Annotated in this window: 17 protein-coding genes; 11 read left to right on the top strand and 6 right to left on the bottom strand. The window is 34.5% G+C overall.

What is annotated here, in order from left to right:
* Positions 1-5 precede the first annotated feature (5 nt).
* Together atpD and L3X39_RS03770 are read left to right on the top strand one after the other, a co-directional pair.
* Positions 6-1,514, top strand: coding sequence for a F0F1 ATP synthase subunit beta (gene atpD, locus L3X39_RS03775; protein ID WP_237230410.1), 1,509 nt, complete (start codon positions 6-8; stop codon positions 1,512-1,514).
* Between the two features lie 27 nt (positions 1,515-1,541).
* Positions 1,542-1,820: a F0F1 ATP synthase subunit delta/epsilon gene (locus L3X39_RS03770; protein ID WP_237230409.1), complete on the top strand. Its 279-nt coding sequence runs from the start codon at positions 1,542-1,544 to the stop codon at positions 1,818-1,820.
* Between the two features lie 59 nt (positions 1,821-1,879).
* Here L3X39_RS03770 and L3X39_RS03765 read toward each other — a convergent pair whose 3' ends face one another.
* Positions 1,880-2,644: an XRE family transcriptional regulator gene (locus L3X39_RS03765; protein WP_237230408.1), complete on the bottom strand. Its 765-nt coding sequence runs from the start codon at positions 2,642-2,644 to the stop codon at positions 1,880-1,882.
* 79 nt (positions 2,645-2,723) lie between these two features.
* Between L3X39_RS03765 and L3X39_RS03760 the strand changes: the two genes are divergently transcribed.
* The gene (locus L3X39_RS03760; RefSeq protein ID WP_237230407.1) at positions 2,724-5,783 is read left to right on the top strand and encodes a DNA polymerase III subunit alpha; all 3,060 of its coding nucleotides are present in this window, start codon (positions 2,724-2,726) and stop codon (positions 5,781-5,783) included.
* Between the two features lie 12 nt (positions 5,784-5,795).
* Positions 5,796-7,013, top strand: coding sequence for a DNA polymerase IV (gene dinB, locus L3X39_RS03755; RefSeq protein WP_237230406.1), 1,218 nt, complete (start codon positions 5,796-5,798; stop codon positions 7,011-7,013).
* A gap of 9 nt (positions 7,014-7,022) precedes the next feature.
* Here the strand turns inward: dinB and L3X39_RS03750 are convergent, their stop codons facing one another.
* The 5 genes from L3X39_RS03750 to L3X39_RS03730 form a co-directional block, all read right to left on the bottom strand.
* Positions 7,023-7,577 carry a GNAT family N-acetyltransferase gene (locus L3X39_RS03750; protein WP_237230405.1) on the bottom strand — a complete coding sequence of 185 codons (555 nt, stop codon included), beginning with the start codon at positions 7,575-7,577 and terminating at the stop codon, positions 7,023-7,025.
* A 50-nt stretch (positions 7,578-7,627) separates the two neighbouring features.
* Complete coding sequence (locus tag L3X39_RS03745; protein ID WP_237230404.1) at positions 7,628-8,062, bottom strand: DUF3157 family protein; 435 nt, start codon at positions 8,060-8,062, stop codon at positions 7,628-7,630.
* A 44-nt stretch (positions 8,063-8,106) separates the two neighbouring features.
* Positions 8,107-8,313, bottom strand: a complete 207-nt coding sequence (locus L3X39_RS03740; protein ID WP_237230403.1) for a helix-turn-helix domain-containing protein — start codon at positions 8,311-8,313, stop codon at positions 8,107-8,109.
* 2 nt (positions 8,314-8,315) lie between these two features.
* Positions 8,316-8,840: a DUF2975 domain-containing protein gene (locus L3X39_RS03735; RefSeq protein ID WP_237230402.1), complete on the bottom strand. Its 525-nt coding sequence runs from the start codon at positions 8,838-8,840 to the stop codon at positions 8,316-8,318.
* A 91-nt stretch (positions 8,841-8,931) separates the two neighbouring features.
* On the bottom strand, positions 8,932-9,453 hold the full coding sequence (locus tag L3X39_RS03730; RefSeq protein WP_237230401.1) for a DUF2975 domain-containing protein: 522 nt from the start codon (positions 9,451-9,453) through the stop codon (positions 8,932-8,934).
* Positions 9,454-9,564: 111 nt separating this feature from the next.
* Between L3X39_RS03730 and L3X39_RS03725 the strand changes: the two genes are divergently transcribed.
* From L3X39_RS03725 to L3X39_RS03695, 7 genes are all read left to right on the top strand, one after another.
* Positions 9,565-10,695: an aminotransferase class I/II-fold pyridoxal phosphate-dependent enzyme gene (locus L3X39_RS03725; protein ID WP_237230400.1), complete on the top strand. Its 1,131-nt coding sequence runs from the start codon at positions 9,565-9,567 to the stop codon at positions 10,693-10,695.
* 1 nt (position 10,696) lies between these two features.
* Entirely contained in the window at positions 10,697-11,311 is a 615-nt protein-coding gene (gene bioD, locus L3X39_RS03720) for a dethiobiotin synthase (RefSeq protein WP_237230399.1), read from the top strand.
* Complete coding sequence (bioA, locus tag L3X39_RS03715; RefSeq protein WP_237230398.1) at positions 11,308-12,573, top strand: adenosylmethionine--8-amino-7-oxononanoate transaminase; 1,266 nt, start codon at positions 11,308-11,310, stop codon at positions 12,571-12,573. Before bioD ends, bioA begins: the two co-directional genes overlap by 4 nt.
* Positions 12,574-12,594: 21 nt before the next feature.
* Positions 12,595-13,749 (top strand): beta-ketoacyl synthase N-terminal-like domain-containing protein, encoded by a 1,155-nt coding sequence (locus L3X39_RS03710; RefSeq protein WP_237230397.1) that lies wholly within the window; start codon positions 12,595-12,597, stop codon positions 13,747-13,749.
* Positions 13,750-13,799: 50 nt separating this feature from the next.
* Complete coding sequence (gene bioB / locus L3X39_RS03705; RefSeq protein WP_237230396.1) at positions 13,800-14,894, top strand: biotin synthase BioB; 1,095 nt, start codon at positions 13,800-13,802, stop codon at positions 14,892-14,894.
* 6 nt (positions 14,895-14,900) lie between these two features.
* Positions 14,901-15,209, top strand: coding sequence for a DUF3784 domain-containing protein (locus L3X39_RS03700; protein WP_237230395.1), 309 nt, complete (start codon positions 14,901-14,903; stop codon positions 15,207-15,209).
* A gap of 198 nt (positions 15,210-15,407) precedes the next feature.
* Positions 15,408-16,268, top strand: coding sequence for a cupin-like domain-containing protein (locus L3X39_RS03695; RefSeq protein WP_237230394.1), 861 nt, complete (start codon positions 15,408-15,410; stop codon positions 16,266-16,268).
* The last annotated feature ends 51 nt before the right edge of the window (positions 16,269-16,319 follow it).

The following is a 16,319-nucleotide window of genomic DNA, read 5'->3' as shown; positions in this document are numbered from 1 at the left end:
AAGTAATGGCTAAAGTTACAGGTAAAGTTGCACAAATAGTAGGTCCAGTTATCGATGTTGAATTCGAAGCAGGTTCTGAACTTCCAAAAATTTATGATTCATTAGAAATTAAAAGACCTGATGGTTCTATACTAGTACTAGAAGTACAATCTCATGTTGGAGAGGATACGGTTCGTACTATTGCTATGGATTCTTCTGATGGTTTAAGCAGAGGTACTGAAGTTGTTGCAACTGGTGCGCCTATACAAATGCCGATTGGTGATGCTGTATATGGTCGTTTGTTTAATGTAATTGGTGATGCTATTGACGGTCTTGGAGATTTACCTAAAGCTGGAAATGCTGGGTTACCAATTCACCGCCAATCACCAAAATTTGAAGATTTATCAACGTCAACTGAAGTTTTATTTACAGGTATTAAAGTAATTGACTTAATCGAACCTTATGCAAAAGGTGGTAAAATTGGTTTATTTGGTGGTGCCGGTGTAGGTAAAACAGTATTAATTCAAGAGTTGATTAACAATATTGCTAAAGGTCACGGTGGTTTATCAGTATTTGCAGGTGTGGGAGAAAGAACTCGTGAAGGAAATGACCTTTTAAGAGAGATGTTAGAGTCTGGAATTATCCGTTATGGTGATGATTTCATGCATTCTATGGAAGAAGGCGGATGGGATTTATCGAAAGTTGATAAAAACAAAATGAAAGAATCTAAAGCAACTTTCGTATTCGGGCAAATGAATGAGCCTCCTGGAGCTCGTGCTCGTGTAGCACTTTCAGGATTAACTATCGCTGAGTATTTCCGTGATGGTGCTGGCGACGGACAAGGAAAGGATGTACTTTTCTTCGTAGATAACATTTTCCGTTTTACACAAGCTGGTTCAGAGGTATCTGCATTACTTGGTCGTATGCCTTCTGCGGTAGGTTACCAACCAACATTAGCAACAGAAATGGGTGCAATGCAAGAACGTATTACTTCAACTAAAAAAGGTTCTATTACATCTGTACAAGCGGTTTATGTACCTGCGGATGATTTAACTGACCCTGCTCCTGCTACAACCTTTGCTCACTTAGATGCTACAACAGTACTTTCAAGAAAAATTGCTGAGTTAGGTATTTATCCAGCGGTAGACCCGTTAGATTCAACTTCAAGAATTTTAACTGCTGATATTTTAGGAAAAGAGCATTATGACTGTGCTCAACGCGTAAAAGAGTTATTACAACGTTATAAAGAATTACAAGATATTATTGCTATTCTTGGTATGGAAGAATTATCTGAAGAGGATAAAATGGCTGTAGGTAGAGCAAGACGTGTACAACGTTTCTTATCTCAACCATTCCACGTAGCTGAGCAATTTACTGGTATTCCTGGTGTTTTAGTTGATATTAAAGAAACTATTAAAGGATTTAACATGATTATGGATGGTGAATTAGATCACTTACCAGAAGCAGCATTTAACCTTAAAGGAACCATTGAAGAAGCTATTGAAGCTGGAGAAAAAATGTTGGCGGAAGCTTAATTTAATTGACAATTCAAATTATAAACTATGTATTTAGAAATTGTATCACCAGAATCAACTTTATTTAGCGGAGAAGTAACTAGCGTTGCTGTTCCAGGTGTAAATGGTGAGTTTGAAATGTTAAATAATCACGCACCTATTGTGTCTTTATTAAAAGAAGGCGTGGTGAAAATTTCAGGTAATATTGAATTAAATGAAGACGTTCAAGATAAATTTACTAAAGGAGACAAAAACACTACTTTATTAAAAATCAACTCTGGAACTATAGAAATGAAAGATAATAAAGTTATTGTTTTAGCTGATTAGTATTTCACTTCTTAAAATATATTAAAAACGCGTAGCTATTGGCTTCGCGTTTTTTTATGCTATTTTTTTATCGATTCTAACTCAATCTTTAATTCTTGAAACATATTCATAATACTGCTTAGTTTCAACTCATCGGCATCATATTCGTGGGTATTGATGCAGCAGGTAAACTCCCAAAGCTCTATAATATCCTCCACTTTAACATCAAATGGTTGATATACTTTATTATCAGAATGTAATTCTAAACTATTTTTTTCTTCTATTTTATTGTAAACACGCTTGTAAACTAAACCATCACTTTTTGTTAAAACAACATAGGTTCTACCATTTTTTACATCATTTACATTATCAATAAACTTCGCCACAATAAAAGAGCCATCTTTAACAGGAAGCATAGAATCACCACTTATAGGAAATGCTCTATGTGTACCTGTTGGTAAAAAAGGGAGTTTTATTTTTTGAAGCTGTTCAATATACTCAGGATCTGCATACCCTTGTAAATAACCTGCCGATGCTTTTGCCGGTATAATTTCTATCAAATCTTCATTGGCCTCATTAACTGTAATAGGAAACAATACACGCTTGTTTCCTACCTCTATAAATGAGGTGTCTTTCGCGCCGCGTAAATCATTTTTCACCAAAATATCTATAGGAATATCAAAGTAATTGGAAAGCTCTATCAAACGATCTATTGGTGGCTCTGAACGCCCCTCTTCATACGACCCAACCATCGAACGAGTCCATTTTAATTCTTCAGCGAAACGCTCTTGAGAAAACTTCTTAAGGCTTCGTAAATGCTTTATGTTATATTGAATATACTTCATTTAAAAATAAACTTTAACAGTATTTTGCTACAAATATAAGCAACAAAAACTACAAATAGTAGCTAATTTTGTTAATCCTATGTATTTAAATTGTCACACATACTATAGTTTGCGTTATGGCACCATTGCCCCAAAGCAGCTACTTGCCATAGCATCTGCCAATGGCGCTAATACATTGGCATTAACCGATATTAATAACACATCGGCCAGTTTAGATTTTGTACGACTTTCTAAAAAATATGAAATTAAGCCTGTGCTTGGTGTCGATTTTAGAAATGGTGCGCAACAACAATTTGTTTTATTAGCAAAAAACAACAATGGTTTTCAAAACATTAATAGCTATCTGTCTACATTTTTACACGATAGTCATTTAAAAATCCCTGAAAAAGCACCTCAACTAGATGACACTTTTGTTATTTATCCGTATAAAAATCAAAATGATTACACACTTAAAGACAACGAGTTTTTAGGTATTAAACCCAAAGACCTTAACGCTCTTAAGTTTTCAAAATGGAATAAATTGCAACATAAACTGGTGGTTTTAAAAACCGTTTCTTTTCAAAATAAAAAAGGTTTTAATACCCACCGATTATTACGAGCCATTGATAACAACACCTTGCTAAGTAAGCTTTCTAAAACCGAAGAAGGCGACCCCAACGATATGATGTTACCATATAATGAGTTGTGTGAAACCTATGAAGAATTTCCACAGCTTATTAAAAACACGCAATCTGTTTTAGAGGATTGCCAAATTGAATTCGATTTTTCGCAAGAAGTTCCTAACAACCAAAAATCGTATACTGAAAGCGAAGATTCAGATTATGCGCTGCTTAAAAAATTAACTTATGAAGGTTTACCGTATCGTTATAAAACCCCTAATGATGTTATTTACAACCGTATTAAAAAAGAGCTAGAAATTATTAACGAAAAAGGCTTTGTATCGTACTTTCTTATTAATTGGTGCATTTTAAAATATGCCCGAAGCAAAGGCTATTTCTACGTTGGTCGTGGTAGTGGTGCCAATAGCATTGTGGCTTATTTGCTTCGCATTACCGATGTAGACCCTATAGAACTGGATTTGTATTTTGAACGATTTATTAATTTGTTTCGCCAAAATCCGCCTGATTTTGATATTGATTTTTCATGGACAGACCGCGATGATATTACCAAATTCATTTTCAAAACTTTTAAAAACACTGCACTTTTAACGGTTTATAACACCTTTAAGTTTAAGGCTTCGGTAAGAGAGTTAGGAAAAGTTTTTGGATTGCCTAAATCTGAAATGGACATACTTACTCGAGGCAAATATCAAATCCATCAGCTCGATAAATTATCACAATTGGTTATTAAATACAGCGAATACATTCAAGGGTTTCCAAACTATTTAGGTATTCATGCTAGTGGTATTATTATCTCAGAAAAACCCATTCATTATTATACTGCCACTTTTTTGCCCCCAAAAAACTTTCCCACCACACATTTTGATATGGTTGTTGCTGAGGATATCGGATTGTATAAATTCGATATCTTAAGCCAACGTGGGTTAGGAAAAATTAAAGATGCTGTTGATATTATAGCCTATAATCATCCTAAAAAAAAGCCTGTTGATATTCACGATATTAAACGCTTTAAAGAAGACGAAAATATTAAACACCTGCTGCGAAATGCCAAAGCTATTGGTTGCTTTTATGTAGAGTCTCCCGCCATGCGTATGCTACTTAAAAAATTACGCGTTGATACATATTTGGGCTTGGTGGCAGCCAGTTCTATTATTCGTCCTGGTGTTGCAAAATCTGGAATGATGCGCGAGTATATTTTACGCTACCGTTATCCTGAACGCATTAAAGAAGCGCACCCTATTTTATTAAAAATTATGCCAGAAACGTATGGTGTTATGGTGTATCAAGAGGATGTTATTAAAGTTGCGCATATTTTTGGTGGATTAACTTTAGGTGAAGCTGATAAACTGCGCAGAGGGATGTCGGGTAAATTTAGATCGCGTGAAGAATTTTTACAAGTAAAGCAACTTTTTTTTGATAATTGCAAACAAAAAGGAGAGCCCGAAACAATAACCGAAGATGTGTGGCGCCAAATTGAAAGCTTTGCTGGTTATGCCTTTGCAAAAGGCCACTCCGCCTCTTATGCTGTAGAAAGCTACCAAAGTCTGTTTTTAAAAGCCTATTATCCTTTGGAATATATGGTCGCTACCATTAATAATTTTGGTGGCTTTTATAGAACCGAACTCTATGTACACGAAGCCAGAATGCATGGAGGTATTATTGAAGCACCATGTATAAACCACAGCTTCAATATGGCTATTATTAAAAAGAAAACTATTTATTTAGGCTTTATGTTCTTACATGCTTTAGAAGCAAAAACCATTGCTAAAATTATTGAAGAACGCATTAGTAACGGACTTTTTAAAAGTCTAGATGATTTTATTGAACGTGTCCCTATTTCCATAGAACAAATTTCAATACTTATAAAAATTAATGCGTTTAGGTTTACAGGAATTAATAAACGGGAATTGCTTTGGGAAGGACATCTTAAAATTAGCAAAACAGTTATTCAAGAACATGTAATAACCTTGTTTAAAACCGAGCGTATAAACTACAAAACACCCCGATTATCAAGCACCGACTTAGAAAATGCTTTTGATGAAATGGAGCTATTAGGTTTTCCATTATGTAATCCGTTTCATTTACTGCAAACTCCAACATCAAACCCCATGCGAGCAGAACATTTAATCCATTTACAAAATAAAACCATTACTATTGAAGGCTATTTGGTAGCCACAAAAAACACCAGAACCTCTAACGGGAAAAGTATGCACTTTGGTACATTCTTAGACTACGACGGTAATTTTATTGATACCGTTCACTTTCCGCCTGTGGCAGCAAAATATCCGTTTCGTGGAAAAGGTATTTACAGCATTACAGGGAAAATAATGGTAGAGTTTGATTGTGTGACTATTGAAGTTTCGGCTATGGAGCGTTCTGCAATAGTTGAAGATCCGCGTTATGCTGTAAACTCTTTAAATAGCACTTTTCAGAATAAAAAAAGCTTTGCAGACCATAGATCAAATCAACTATCTCCCATGTCTCCAAAAATAATGAGGCATACTCCAGAAACTTTGTAATACGTTTAAGTTATGAGTTACGAACGTTCTATTGTTCATATGGATTTAGACACCTTTTTTGTGTCCTGCGAGCGTTTGCTCGATAGTCGCCTTAACGGAAAACCCGTGCTTATTGGCGGCACTTCTGATAGAGGTGTTGTTGCATCATGTAGTTATGAAGCAAGAACATTTGGCATACATTCTGCAATGCCTATGCGTTTAGCAAAACAACTGTGTCCCGAAGCGATAATACTTAGAGGAAACTCTGGTGTTTATACCAAGTTCTCACAAAACGTAACCGATGTTATCAAAGAAACCGTGCCTTTATATGAAAAAACATCGGTCGATGAATTTTACATAGATCTTACTGGTATGGATAAATTTTTTGGTTGCCATAAACTGGCTTCGGAATTACGCCAACGTATTATAAAAGAAACTGGATTACCCATCTCGTTTGGGTTGTCTATTAACAAAACCGTTTCAAAAATTGCCACAGGCGAAGCCAAACCTAATAATGAAATACGTATTCTTTCGGGTACCGAAAAACCTTTTTTAGCACCACTTTCAGTAAAAAAAATACCTATGGTTGGCAATGTTACCTATAAAGCCTTATGCGATTTGGGTGTAAAACGTATTCAAACTGTACAAGAAATGCCCATGGAACTCATGCATCGGGTACTTGGACAAAATGGTTTAAGCATTTGGAAAAAGGCAAACGGGATAGATAATAGTCCTGTGGTTCAATACCATGAACGCAAATCTATTTCAACAGAGCGTACGTTTAATAAAGACACCACCGATGTTGCCAAATTAAAAGGCATTATTATAGCTATGGCCGAAAATTTAGCCTACCAATTGCGTCGAGGTAATAAATTAACCGCTTGTGTTACCTTTAAAATTAGGTATTCTGATTTTCAAACGTATACACAACAGCAGCGCATTCCGTATAGTGCTATGGATCATACCATTATTCCTGTGGTATTAGATTTATACAGAAAATTGTACAACAGGCGTTTATTGGTAAGACTTATTGGTGTGAAATTTAGCCATTTGGTTGAGGGCGGACATCAAATTAATTTATTTGAAGACAATGAAAAACAACTGCATTTAAGTGAAGCTATAGATAAAATGCGCGAACGTTATGGAGATAGAGCAGTAATAAATGCGGCAGGAATGGAAGCCAAAAGCATTAGTAGATGGAACCCTTTTACAGGCGAACCGCCACCACTTTTGGCAAATAGGAGGCGGTAAATTTCAATTTTAAAGCTTCAAAATAATCACTTCCCAGTGTCGATTATTAGATGTATAATTTTTTAAAGCTTCAAAACCAATCCCCTTATGTGCATTTGAAGACCGAATATTTTTGGTATCAACTTCTGTAATAATAGCATCAAAATCACCTCTTAGTTGGTTTGCCATATAATTATACAACCCTCTAAAAACACCTTGACCTCTAAAATTTTTATCTACACATACTTGCCCCATAGCTATATAGTGTCTACTAAGATTTTTTTCTTCCAGTGCCTTATCAATCTCATTAAACATAGGCACTAACAAAGGAATGTCATTTTTAAAATTTTGTAGCATAGATAAGGCATACCCAACAACTTTACCTTCATGTTTGGCAACACAATGTGCACATGCATCATTCATTTTTTTGAGTATATCAAAACTGTGTTTTAAGGTAACAAACCCTTCCTGATGTTTTTCTTGACTCGATAAAACTTCTTTTAAATTTTGCTCTTGAAGTTTTAAAATTTGGCGCAACTCTTCATCAGTTGTAGTTCTGCAGTATGCAACGTCCTTTTTTACCATAATTTAAATAAACAGGATAATATCTTGAGGTTAAAAAGCAGTCATAATGTCTAGAAAATTTTGGTGTTTTTTATAATGGTATTCCCAACACGTTTATACTTAACCACATTCCCATTTGCGCAAAAGGTATATGACGCTTTTGATTTTTGCTCTGAAACAGATAGTAACAAAACATCATCAACTGTACAATTGTTATCTTTCGCCACCTTGTTCTTTACATGATTAATAGTAGCCCGTCCTTTTTTTAATTGCTGCTGTATTTTTTGGTCTAAAGCAGGTTCTTCAAAGTCATCCGCTACATTACATGTTGCATTTATGCTAGCGACTGAAGTATTTGTTGTAGCCTTTTCAGCATCAATATACTCCCAAGTAAAGTCTGTCTTCAGCAAAACACGTCTACCATCTTCAGTTTTTACGATGTAATTGTTTTGCGAAAAACCAAAATTGAAGATGATAAAAAATAAAATAAAAATAGTAGCTTTCATAAAAGTAGGGTTTCGATACCATAAAAATACACTTTTGCACAATACTAATCTTCAACATATTCTAAAATATCCGCAGGTTGGCAATCTAAAGCTTTACAAATAGCCTCCAGGGTAGAGAAACGAATGGCTTTTGCTTTTCCCGATTTCAATATAGATAAGTTTGCAGGGGTTATATCGATAATTTCGGCCAGTTCATTACTACGCATTTTACGTTTTGCCAACACAACATCTAAATTTATAATTATTGACATATTTATATGGTTAATTCGTTTTCTTTTTCAGTGTCCTTAGCGCGTTTAAAAATTTCAGCAAGAATAAAAAATGCTAAACCTACTGGAATTAAAAAGGTAAACTCCGCTTTGAGCTCGTTAAAAAAGTTAAAAGTAGATTTACCAATTGCCGCCAAAAGAAATCTTAAAATCAAAACATTAACAGTATACCAAATAAAGATATTTCCAATCTTTTTAAAATATTTAATATTCTTATCGCTGAAATAGTTTCCATTTTCAATTTCTTTAAGAATAGATAAAAAATAAGAAAACCCATAAATAAGATAGCCCCTCCAAAAAAACAACCCAGCACTAATGGCGTAATAACTCCATTGAATCGCGTTTTTTGACGTAAACCAAGACTCTTTCTTATTTGCCGTTTTTGCCCAATTTTGAAATTCTTTAAATTGATTAAAATCAAATTCTCTCATATCATTGAGCAACACCGAAACTGAGGCTAATAATATGCCCCAAGTGATAATGATTAATATGTTGGTATTGTCTTTCATTTGTATAAATTTTATCGTTTTTAATAAATCAGATGTAATTCGCCATTAAACATCTCTTTAGCATCAAGAATTACTCATACCCCTTTCATTTTTAAATAGTTAGGTCATTCTCTGATTGGATTTCGATACCACGTTTAAAAACAAACGCAATAATAAATATTATTCCAGCCATAAATAAATACTCTTGTATAGGCCAATGCAATCGAGTAACAGCATCTTTACTTATTAGCCAAGTGTTATAAATATTTGCAACGAAGGCTACAACACCTATACTAAAGGCAACATGGCTAATTTTACATATGAGGTTAGCAACGTTTAAGCTAAACGGTTTATTAAAGTTAATTTTAAAAAATATTCTAACCACTAAATAAAAGAGATATGCCTTTATCATTGATATTAAAATAATTAGTATTACAAAAACACTATAGTGGCTCTTAGAAAAATTATATAGTTCTATGAAGTCCAACCCTTGATATAAATCTGTTGAAACCACGTTGTTCACAACTAAGCTAACTAAAAACACTATTAACATTGCTCCAGATTTAATACATAAACCAATAAAAATGATCCAAGATAAAACCTTCATTGTTTTTAAAACTTGATTTGTTTTCATAAATTAATTATTGTTTAACGATAACAAATATAATAAAATTATTGAATAACAATAATTTTTTATTAAAAAAAGATATTTTAAAAAGCTAATTGCTATTTGTATCTTTACCCAATGTTCCCTAAAAAGCCATTACAAAAACTTGAAAATCGCAAGGCAAGCAATGCCTTACGAGAACTTAAAACGCATACGTATTTAATCGACTTTTCATCGAATGATTATTTAGGGTTTTCAAAATCTGAACTCATTTTTAATGAAGCCCATAAGTTTTTAGTTGGTCATAATATCACCGAAAATGGAGCAACTGGCTCGCGTTTACTTTCTGGTAATCATCCATTATTTAACATCGTGGAAAGTATGATTTCAAGCTTTCATAAAAGTGAGTCTGCTTTAATATTTAATTCGGGGTACGACGCTAATGTTGGCTTTTTTTCATGCGTACCACAACGTGGAGATATTATTCTATATGATGAATATATTCATGCCTCAATTCGTGATGGGATTTCTTTAAGCAATGCAAAAGCCTGTAAGTTTAAGCACAACGATTTAGAAAGCCTCAACGAAATGCTAAATCGTTTGCCTTATGATAACGTGTATATTATAACAGAGTCCGTGTTCTCTATGGATGGCGATTCTCCCGATTTAACAGCAATTGCAGAAATAAGTAAAAAAAACAATGCCTTTTTAGTAATTGATGAGGCACATGCTATAGGTGTTTTTGGAGAACGTGGTGCGGGGTTAGTTCAAGATTTAAATTTAGAACATATTGTTTTTGCGCGTATCGTAACCTTTGGTAAAGCCTTAGGTTGCCATGGTGCTGCTATTCTTGGAAGTGAAGAATTAAAGCATTATTTAGTTAATTTTGCACGTAGCTTTATATATACCACAGCGTTGCCACCTCATAGTTTAGCAACAATACATACTGCTTATCATCAATTAATTGAAAATTCCAATAAAAACAAGCTACACGAAAACATTTCATTTTTTAAAAGTGAAATGGTTAAAAATAAACTTGACCACACATTTATTGAAAGTAATTCGGCGATTCAAAGCTGTATAATTTCAGGAAACGAAAAGGTAAAAACAATATCAAAAAATCTTCAAGACCACGGCTTTGATGTAAAACCCATTTTATCGCCTACAGTTCCCGTTGGTCAAGAACGTTTGCGCTTTTGTTTGCATGGTTACAATTCGGAACAAGAAATATCAAAAGTTTTAGAGTTACTTACTACCTTTGTTTCTTGATATGGATCAGAAAATTTACTTTATAACAGGCATCTCAACGGACGTAGGAAAAACTGTGGCTTCCGCCATAATAACCGAAGCATTAGAAGCCGACTATTGGAAACCAGTTCAAGCTGGAGATTTGGAAAACTGTGATACCAAAAAAGTTGAACGATTCATCTCAAATAGCAACTCCAAGTTTCACCCAAATAGTTATGCATTGCATACACCCATGAGTCCACATGCGGCTGCGAACATTGACGGTATTAAAATAGATTTAAAAAAAATTAAAGTTCCAAGCACTAAAAATCATTTGGTTATTGAAGGTGCTGGCGGCCTATTAGTTCCTTTAAATGATACGCAAACTGTTCTAGATTTAATAAAACCTAATTATAGAGTTATTGTAGTGTCAAGGCATTATTTGGGAAGTATTAATCACTCTCTTTTAACAATAAACACTTTAAAAGAAAAGGGGTTTGATGTATCGGTTATTTTTAGTGGTAATGAGCATAAATCGACTGAAGATATCATCAAAAAAATGACCAATGTTACAGTTATAGGACGTATTGATGAAGAACCTTATTTTGACAGAAATGTAATAAAGGAATATGCTGAAATGTTTAGAAACAAATTATGAGTTTACAAGAACGCGATAAAAAACATCTTTGGCATCCGCTTACGCAACACAAACTGCACCCGGAAACTACTGCTATAACCAAAGCCAAAGGATGTATTTTATATGATGATTACGGAAACGAATATATCGATGCCATTGCATCCTGGTACACTTGCATGTACGGGCATTGTAATGCATATATTACCAGTCAGGTTTCTGCGCAAATGAAACAGCTAGACCAAGTGGTTTTTAGTGGATTCACCCACGAACCTGCTATTAAACTAAGCGAATCACTCATTAAAATTCTGCCAAAAAATCAAAATAAAATTTTCTTTAGTGATAATGGTTCAACCAGCGTAGAAATTGGTATTAAAATGGCGTTGCAATATCATTTTAATAATGGTGAAAAACGAAATACCTTAATTGCTTTTGAAGATGGATTTCATGGTGACACCTTTGGAGCTATGAGTGTATCAGGATTATCAGTTTATAACGGTCCCTTTGAGGAATTCTTTTTAGAAGTAAAACGCATCCCTGTTCCGAATAGCAAAAATTTAGACGCTATTTTAAATGCTTTAAAGGATATTGTATCCACAAGTAAGGTTGCGGGGTTTGTTTACGAGCCATTAGTGCAAGGTGCTGCTGCTATGAAAATGCACGACGCCCAAGATTTAAACGCTGTTTTAATGTTTTGTAAAGAACACCAAATTATTACGGTAGCTGATGAAGTTATGACTGGTTTTGGTAAAACGGGAAAACATTTTGCATCCCTTTATATGGATACCCAACCAGACATTATCTGCTTGAGTAAAGCATTAACAGGAGGTTTATTGCCTATGGCATTAACGACTTGTTCCCAAAAAATATATGATGCTTTTTATAGTGATGATATAAGCAAGGGACTTTTTCACGGACACACTTATTCAGCAAACCCACTTGCCTGTACAGCTGCTTTGGCGAGTATAGAGTTATTACAATCTGAAAATATTCAAAATAGTATTCAAGAAATTATAAGCTCACATCAAAAGTTCGGAAATTATATTAAAAAACACCCCAAAGTAAAATCTATTAGGCAAACAGGAATCATTTTTGCTTTAGATTTAAATATAGAAATGGAGCGTTATGGAAATTTGCGCGACAAACTATTTAAATTTTTTATGGATAATGGTGTGTTCTTAAGGCCTTTAGGAAATACTATTTACATTCAAGCACCTTATGTAATTACAAAAAAACAATTAGAGAAAGTTTATTCAGTTATTGAAGATGCTTTAGAAATAGTATAACTTTGCATTCAAAACCAACTTTTGCAAAAACCAATCTCCATAACCGCTGTTGTTTCTATTTCCCCTTTAGGCACTACTTTAGAAAAAGCTTGGGAAAGCTATCAAAACAATACGCATTGTATTACTGAAAAATCATTTCAAAATGGAAATGTTTTAGTAGCTGAGATTCCTGCAAAAGCTAAGCATGACATTGAAGTATTAAGACAATCCGAAAGCAAATATAAATCTCTAGATGATACTGTTTTATATGCTATTTATGCATCTAGGCAGGCTGTTAAGCAAGCCCTTTGGAATGGCTCTGACAATTTCGGCATAAATATAGGGTCTTCAAGAGGTGCAACGCATCTTTTTGAAAAATATCATAAAGACTTTGTTATAAGTCAAAAAGCTAAAACATTAACATCGCCAACAACTACCTTGGGTAACATATCATCATGGGTAGCACACGATTTACAAACCCAAGGCCCTGAAATAAGTCATTCTATAACCTGTTCTACAGCTTTACATGCCCTATTAAATGGGATTGCCTGGATAAATGCTGGTATGTGCAAAAGGTTTTTGGTTGGTGGTAGCGAAGCACCGTTAACACCTTTTACCATTGCGCAAATGAAGGCTTTAAAAATATATGCTGATTACAACCAAAGCTACCCTTGTCGTGCATTAGACCTCAACAAAAAACATAACACTATGGTTTTAGGCGAAGGTGCTTCTATGATTTGCTTAGAAGCTGGCGAACCGAAAAATGCATTAGCCACTATAGTTGGCATTGGTTACGCCACCGAAATTTTAGAACATAACATTTCCATCTCAAAAGATGCTAAATGTTTTCAAAAGTCTATGCAAATGGCATTAGGCGATACAAATCCTAACGATGTTGATATTATTGTTATGCATGCTCCAGGAACTATAAAAGGCGACTTATCTGAACATAAAGCCATTAAAACTCTTTTTAAAAATATGCCTGCACTAACAACCAATAAATGGAAAATTGGGCATACGTTTGGAGCATCGGGTGCACTAAGTATTGAATTGGCCGTTTTGATGCTGCAACACCAAAAATTTATTGGGGTTCCTTACATAGAAAACCAAAAAACACCAGATAGTATTAAAAACATTATGGTTAATGCCGTAGGTTTTGGAGGTAATGCCGTTTCTATATTATTACGTAAAAAGTAAAAGTATATCTTTATAATTAGTATTTTTGATTTTAACAAACTACCAGATACATGAGCGAGACAAAACACAATTGGACTAAAGAAGAGATTCTAAATATATACAACAAGCCTTTAATGGAGCTGCTTTACGAAGCAGCCACGGTACATCGTAAACATCACGACCCAAACACCGTGCAGGTAAGCACATTGTTGTCTATTAAAACCGGTGGTTGTCCAGAAGATTGTGGGTATTGTCCGCAAGCAGCCCGTTATCACACCAATATTGAAGGCAATGATTTAATGAGTGTGCAACAAGTAAAAGCCCAAGCCTTACGAGCCAAATCGAGTGGAAGTTCGCGCGTTTGTATGGGTGCTGCATGGAGAAATGTAAAAGATGGTGAAGAGTTTGACCAAGTTTTAGAAATGGTACGTACCATTAATAAACTTGATATGGAAGTATGTTGTACCTTAGGTATGATAACAGAAAATCAAGCAAAACGTTTAGCCGAAGCTGGTTTGTATGCTTACAACCATAATTTAGATTCATCAGAAGAATATTATAAAGAAGTGATTTCGACACGTGGTTTTGAGGACCGCTTAGAAACGATTGATAACGTACGTAAAACAAATGTTACCGTTTGTAGTGGTGGTATTATAGGTATGGGAGAAAAAATAGAAGACCGTGCAGGTATGCTTGTAGCTCTTGCTACTTTAAATCCACAGCCAGAATCGGTACCCATTAATGCCTTGGTTGCTGTTGAAGGAACGCCATTAGAGGACCAAGAACCTGTTTCTATTTGGGAAATGATACGTATGGTTGCCACAACCCGTATCGTCATGCCAGAAACCCAAGTGCGCTTAAGTGCTGGTAGAACAGAAATGACGCGTGAAGGACAAGCGATGTGCTTTTTTGCTGGTGCAAATTCTATTTTTGCGGGTGATAAATTATTGACTACTCCAAACCCCGATGTAAATGAAGACATGAAAATGTTTGAGTTGCTTGGGTTAAATCCGCAAAAACCTTTTATAAAAAAGATGCAACCTAAAACGGTTGAAGCAAGCGAATCTCAATTGCATCCTTTAGGTGAAAAACCTAAATGGACAAGGCCCGAGCATACTATTGAACGTAACGAAGCGGCTAAACAAAAAGCTAAAGCAGTTAAGTAAATTATAATGATAGTTGTTGCCTTTATATTTATTATTCTTGGCATTTTAATTAAGCATGGTAAACTCTACTTCTTAATAGCTGGTTATAATACCATGCCTAAAGAAGAAAAAGAAAAGTACGATATTGAAGGTGTTGCAACGGTTTTTAGGAATACTATGTTTGCAATGGCATTTGTTATAATTATAGGCTTTATTTTATCAAAATGGCTAAACCTACCAAACATAGAAACTTACGCTTTTTTTGTTGCAATAATTTGTGGTGTACCTTATTTAATTATTATTTCGAACTCCAATAAGTATAAAATTAATAGGTAACATTTTTCGCGTTAGGGATTACTCATGGATTTATTTTTAAATCAAGGAAATCGTGAATGCTACGCATTTGAAGTGAAAAGCCCAAAGTGAGTTACGACGAGGACTTGAAACACATAGCCCGACCCAAAGGGTAACGCCCAAATACTATTTTACATTTGGTAACGTTTTATTAACTTTGGCCATTAAAATTTTATAGCCTTGTTGTTAAACTTACAAGACATACCTCGCGTTAAAACAATAACTAAAGAGGACTTTTTAAAGCACTATTTTAAGCCGCAAAAACCTGTGGTTATTGAGCGCTTTATTGAAGATTGGCCTGCGTATAGCAAATGGAATTTAGACTATATGAAAACCATTGGCGGAGATATTACTATTCCGCTTTATGACGATCGTCCAGTGGATTATAAAGATGGTTTTAACGAGCCACATGCTAAAATGAAGTTGGCTGATTATATAGATTTGTTGAAGCGCGAACCAACAAGGTATCGCATTTTTTTATGGAATGCGATTAAAGAATTACCCGAGCTACAAAAGGATTTTATGTTTCCTGATTTTGGATTGCGCCTTTTGAAAGGGATTCCGATGCTGTTTTTTGGTGGTCGGGATTCGTATACTTTTATGCACTACGATATTGATTTGGCTAATATTTTTCATTTTCATTTTGAAGGTAAAAAGCAAGTTATTTTGTTTGACCAAAACCAAAACAAATACTTATACAAAATTCCGCATTCGTTAATTACCCGAGAAGATATAGATTTTAACAATCCTGATTTTGAAAAATGGCCCATGCTTAAAAAAGCTAAAGGTTACCAAACCGAGCTCAACCATGGTGAGGTTTTGTATATGCCCGAAGGCTATTGGCATTATATGCGGTATATTACGCCAGGGTTTTCAATGAGTTTACGGGCTATTGCCAGAAATCCTAAAAACTTTAGTAAAGCTATTTACAACATTTTAATTATGCGCAATTTTGACAATGTAATGCGTAAAATGAAGGGACAAAAATGGATTGATTGGAAAAACGAGCAAGCCATTGTAAGAACCCACAAAGCACCTTAAATAAATACCTTATTTATACAATTTTATTATATATTTGCCCGCTTTAAATTT

This window comes from Flaviramulus multivorans (genome assembly GCF_021728415.1).
GTDB classification, from domain to species: Bacteria; Bacteroidota; Bacteroidia; order Flavobacteriales; family Flavobacteriaceae; genus Sabulilitoribacter; species Sabulilitoribacter multivorans.
This window is presented reverse-complemented; position numbering and strand designations above follow the sequence as displayed.

What these genes read in the sequence shown, in the direction of transcription:
- atpD (WP_237230410.1), top strand. Translation starts at nt 6, where the DNA reads ATGGCTAAAGTTACAGGTAAAGTTGCACAAATAGTAGGTCCAGTTATC.
- L3X39_RS03770 (WP_237230409.1), top strand. Translation starts at nt 1,542, where the DNA reads ATGTATTTAGAAATTGTATCACCAGAATCAACTTTATTTAGCGGAGAA.
- L3X39_RS03765 (WP_237230408.1), bottom strand. Translation starts at nt 2,644, where the DNA reads ATGAAGTATATTCAATATAACATAAAGCATTTACGAAGCCTTAAGAAG.
- L3X39_RS03760 (WP_237230407.1), top strand. Translation starts at nt 2,724, where the DNA reads ATGTATTTAAATTGTCACACATACTATAGTTTGCGTTATGGCACCATT.
- dinB (WP_237230406.1), top strand. Translation starts at nt 5,796, where the DNA reads ATGAGTTACGAACGTTCTATTGTTCATATGGATTTAGACACCTTTTTT.
- L3X39_RS03750 (WP_237230405.1), bottom strand. Translation starts at nt 7,577, where the DNA reads ATGGTAAAAAAGGACGTTGCATACTGCAGAACTACAACTGATGAAGAG.
- L3X39_RS03745 (WP_237230404.1), bottom strand. Translation starts at nt 8,062, where the DNA reads ATGAAAGCTACTATTTTTATTTTATTTTTTATCATCTTCAATTTTGGT.
- L3X39_RS03740 (WP_237230403.1), bottom strand. Translation starts at nt 8,313, where the DNA reads ATGTCAATAATTATAAATTTAGATGTTGTGTTGGCAAAACGTAAAATG.
- L3X39_RS03735 (WP_237230402.1), bottom strand. Translation starts at nt 8,840, where the DNA reads ATGAAAGACAATACCAACATATTAATCATTATCACTTGGGGCATATTA.
- L3X39_RS03730 (WP_237230401.1), bottom strand. Translation starts at nt 9,453, where the DNA reads ATGAAAACAAATCAAGTTTTAAAAACAATGAAGGTTTTATCTTGGATC.
- L3X39_RS03725 (WP_237230400.1), top strand. Translation starts at nt 9,565, where the DNA reads ATGTTCCCTAAAAAGCCATTACAAAAACTTGAAAATCGCAAGGCAAGC.
- bioD (WP_237230399.1), top strand. Translation starts at nt 10,697, where the DNA reads ATGGATCAGAAAATTTACTTTATAACAGGCATCTCAACGGACGTAGGA.
- bioA (WP_237230398.1), top strand. Translation starts at nt 11,308, where the DNA reads ATGAGTTTACAAGAACGCGATAAAAAACATCTTTGGCATCCGCTTACG.
- bioB (WP_237230396.1), top strand. Translation starts at nt 13,800, where the DNA reads ATGAGCGAGACAAAACACAATTGGACTAAAGAAGAGATTCTAAATATA.
- L3X39_RS03700 (WP_237230395.1), top strand. Translation starts at nt 14,901, where the DNA reads ATGATAGTTGTTGCCTTTATATTTATTATTCTTGGCATTTTAATTAAG.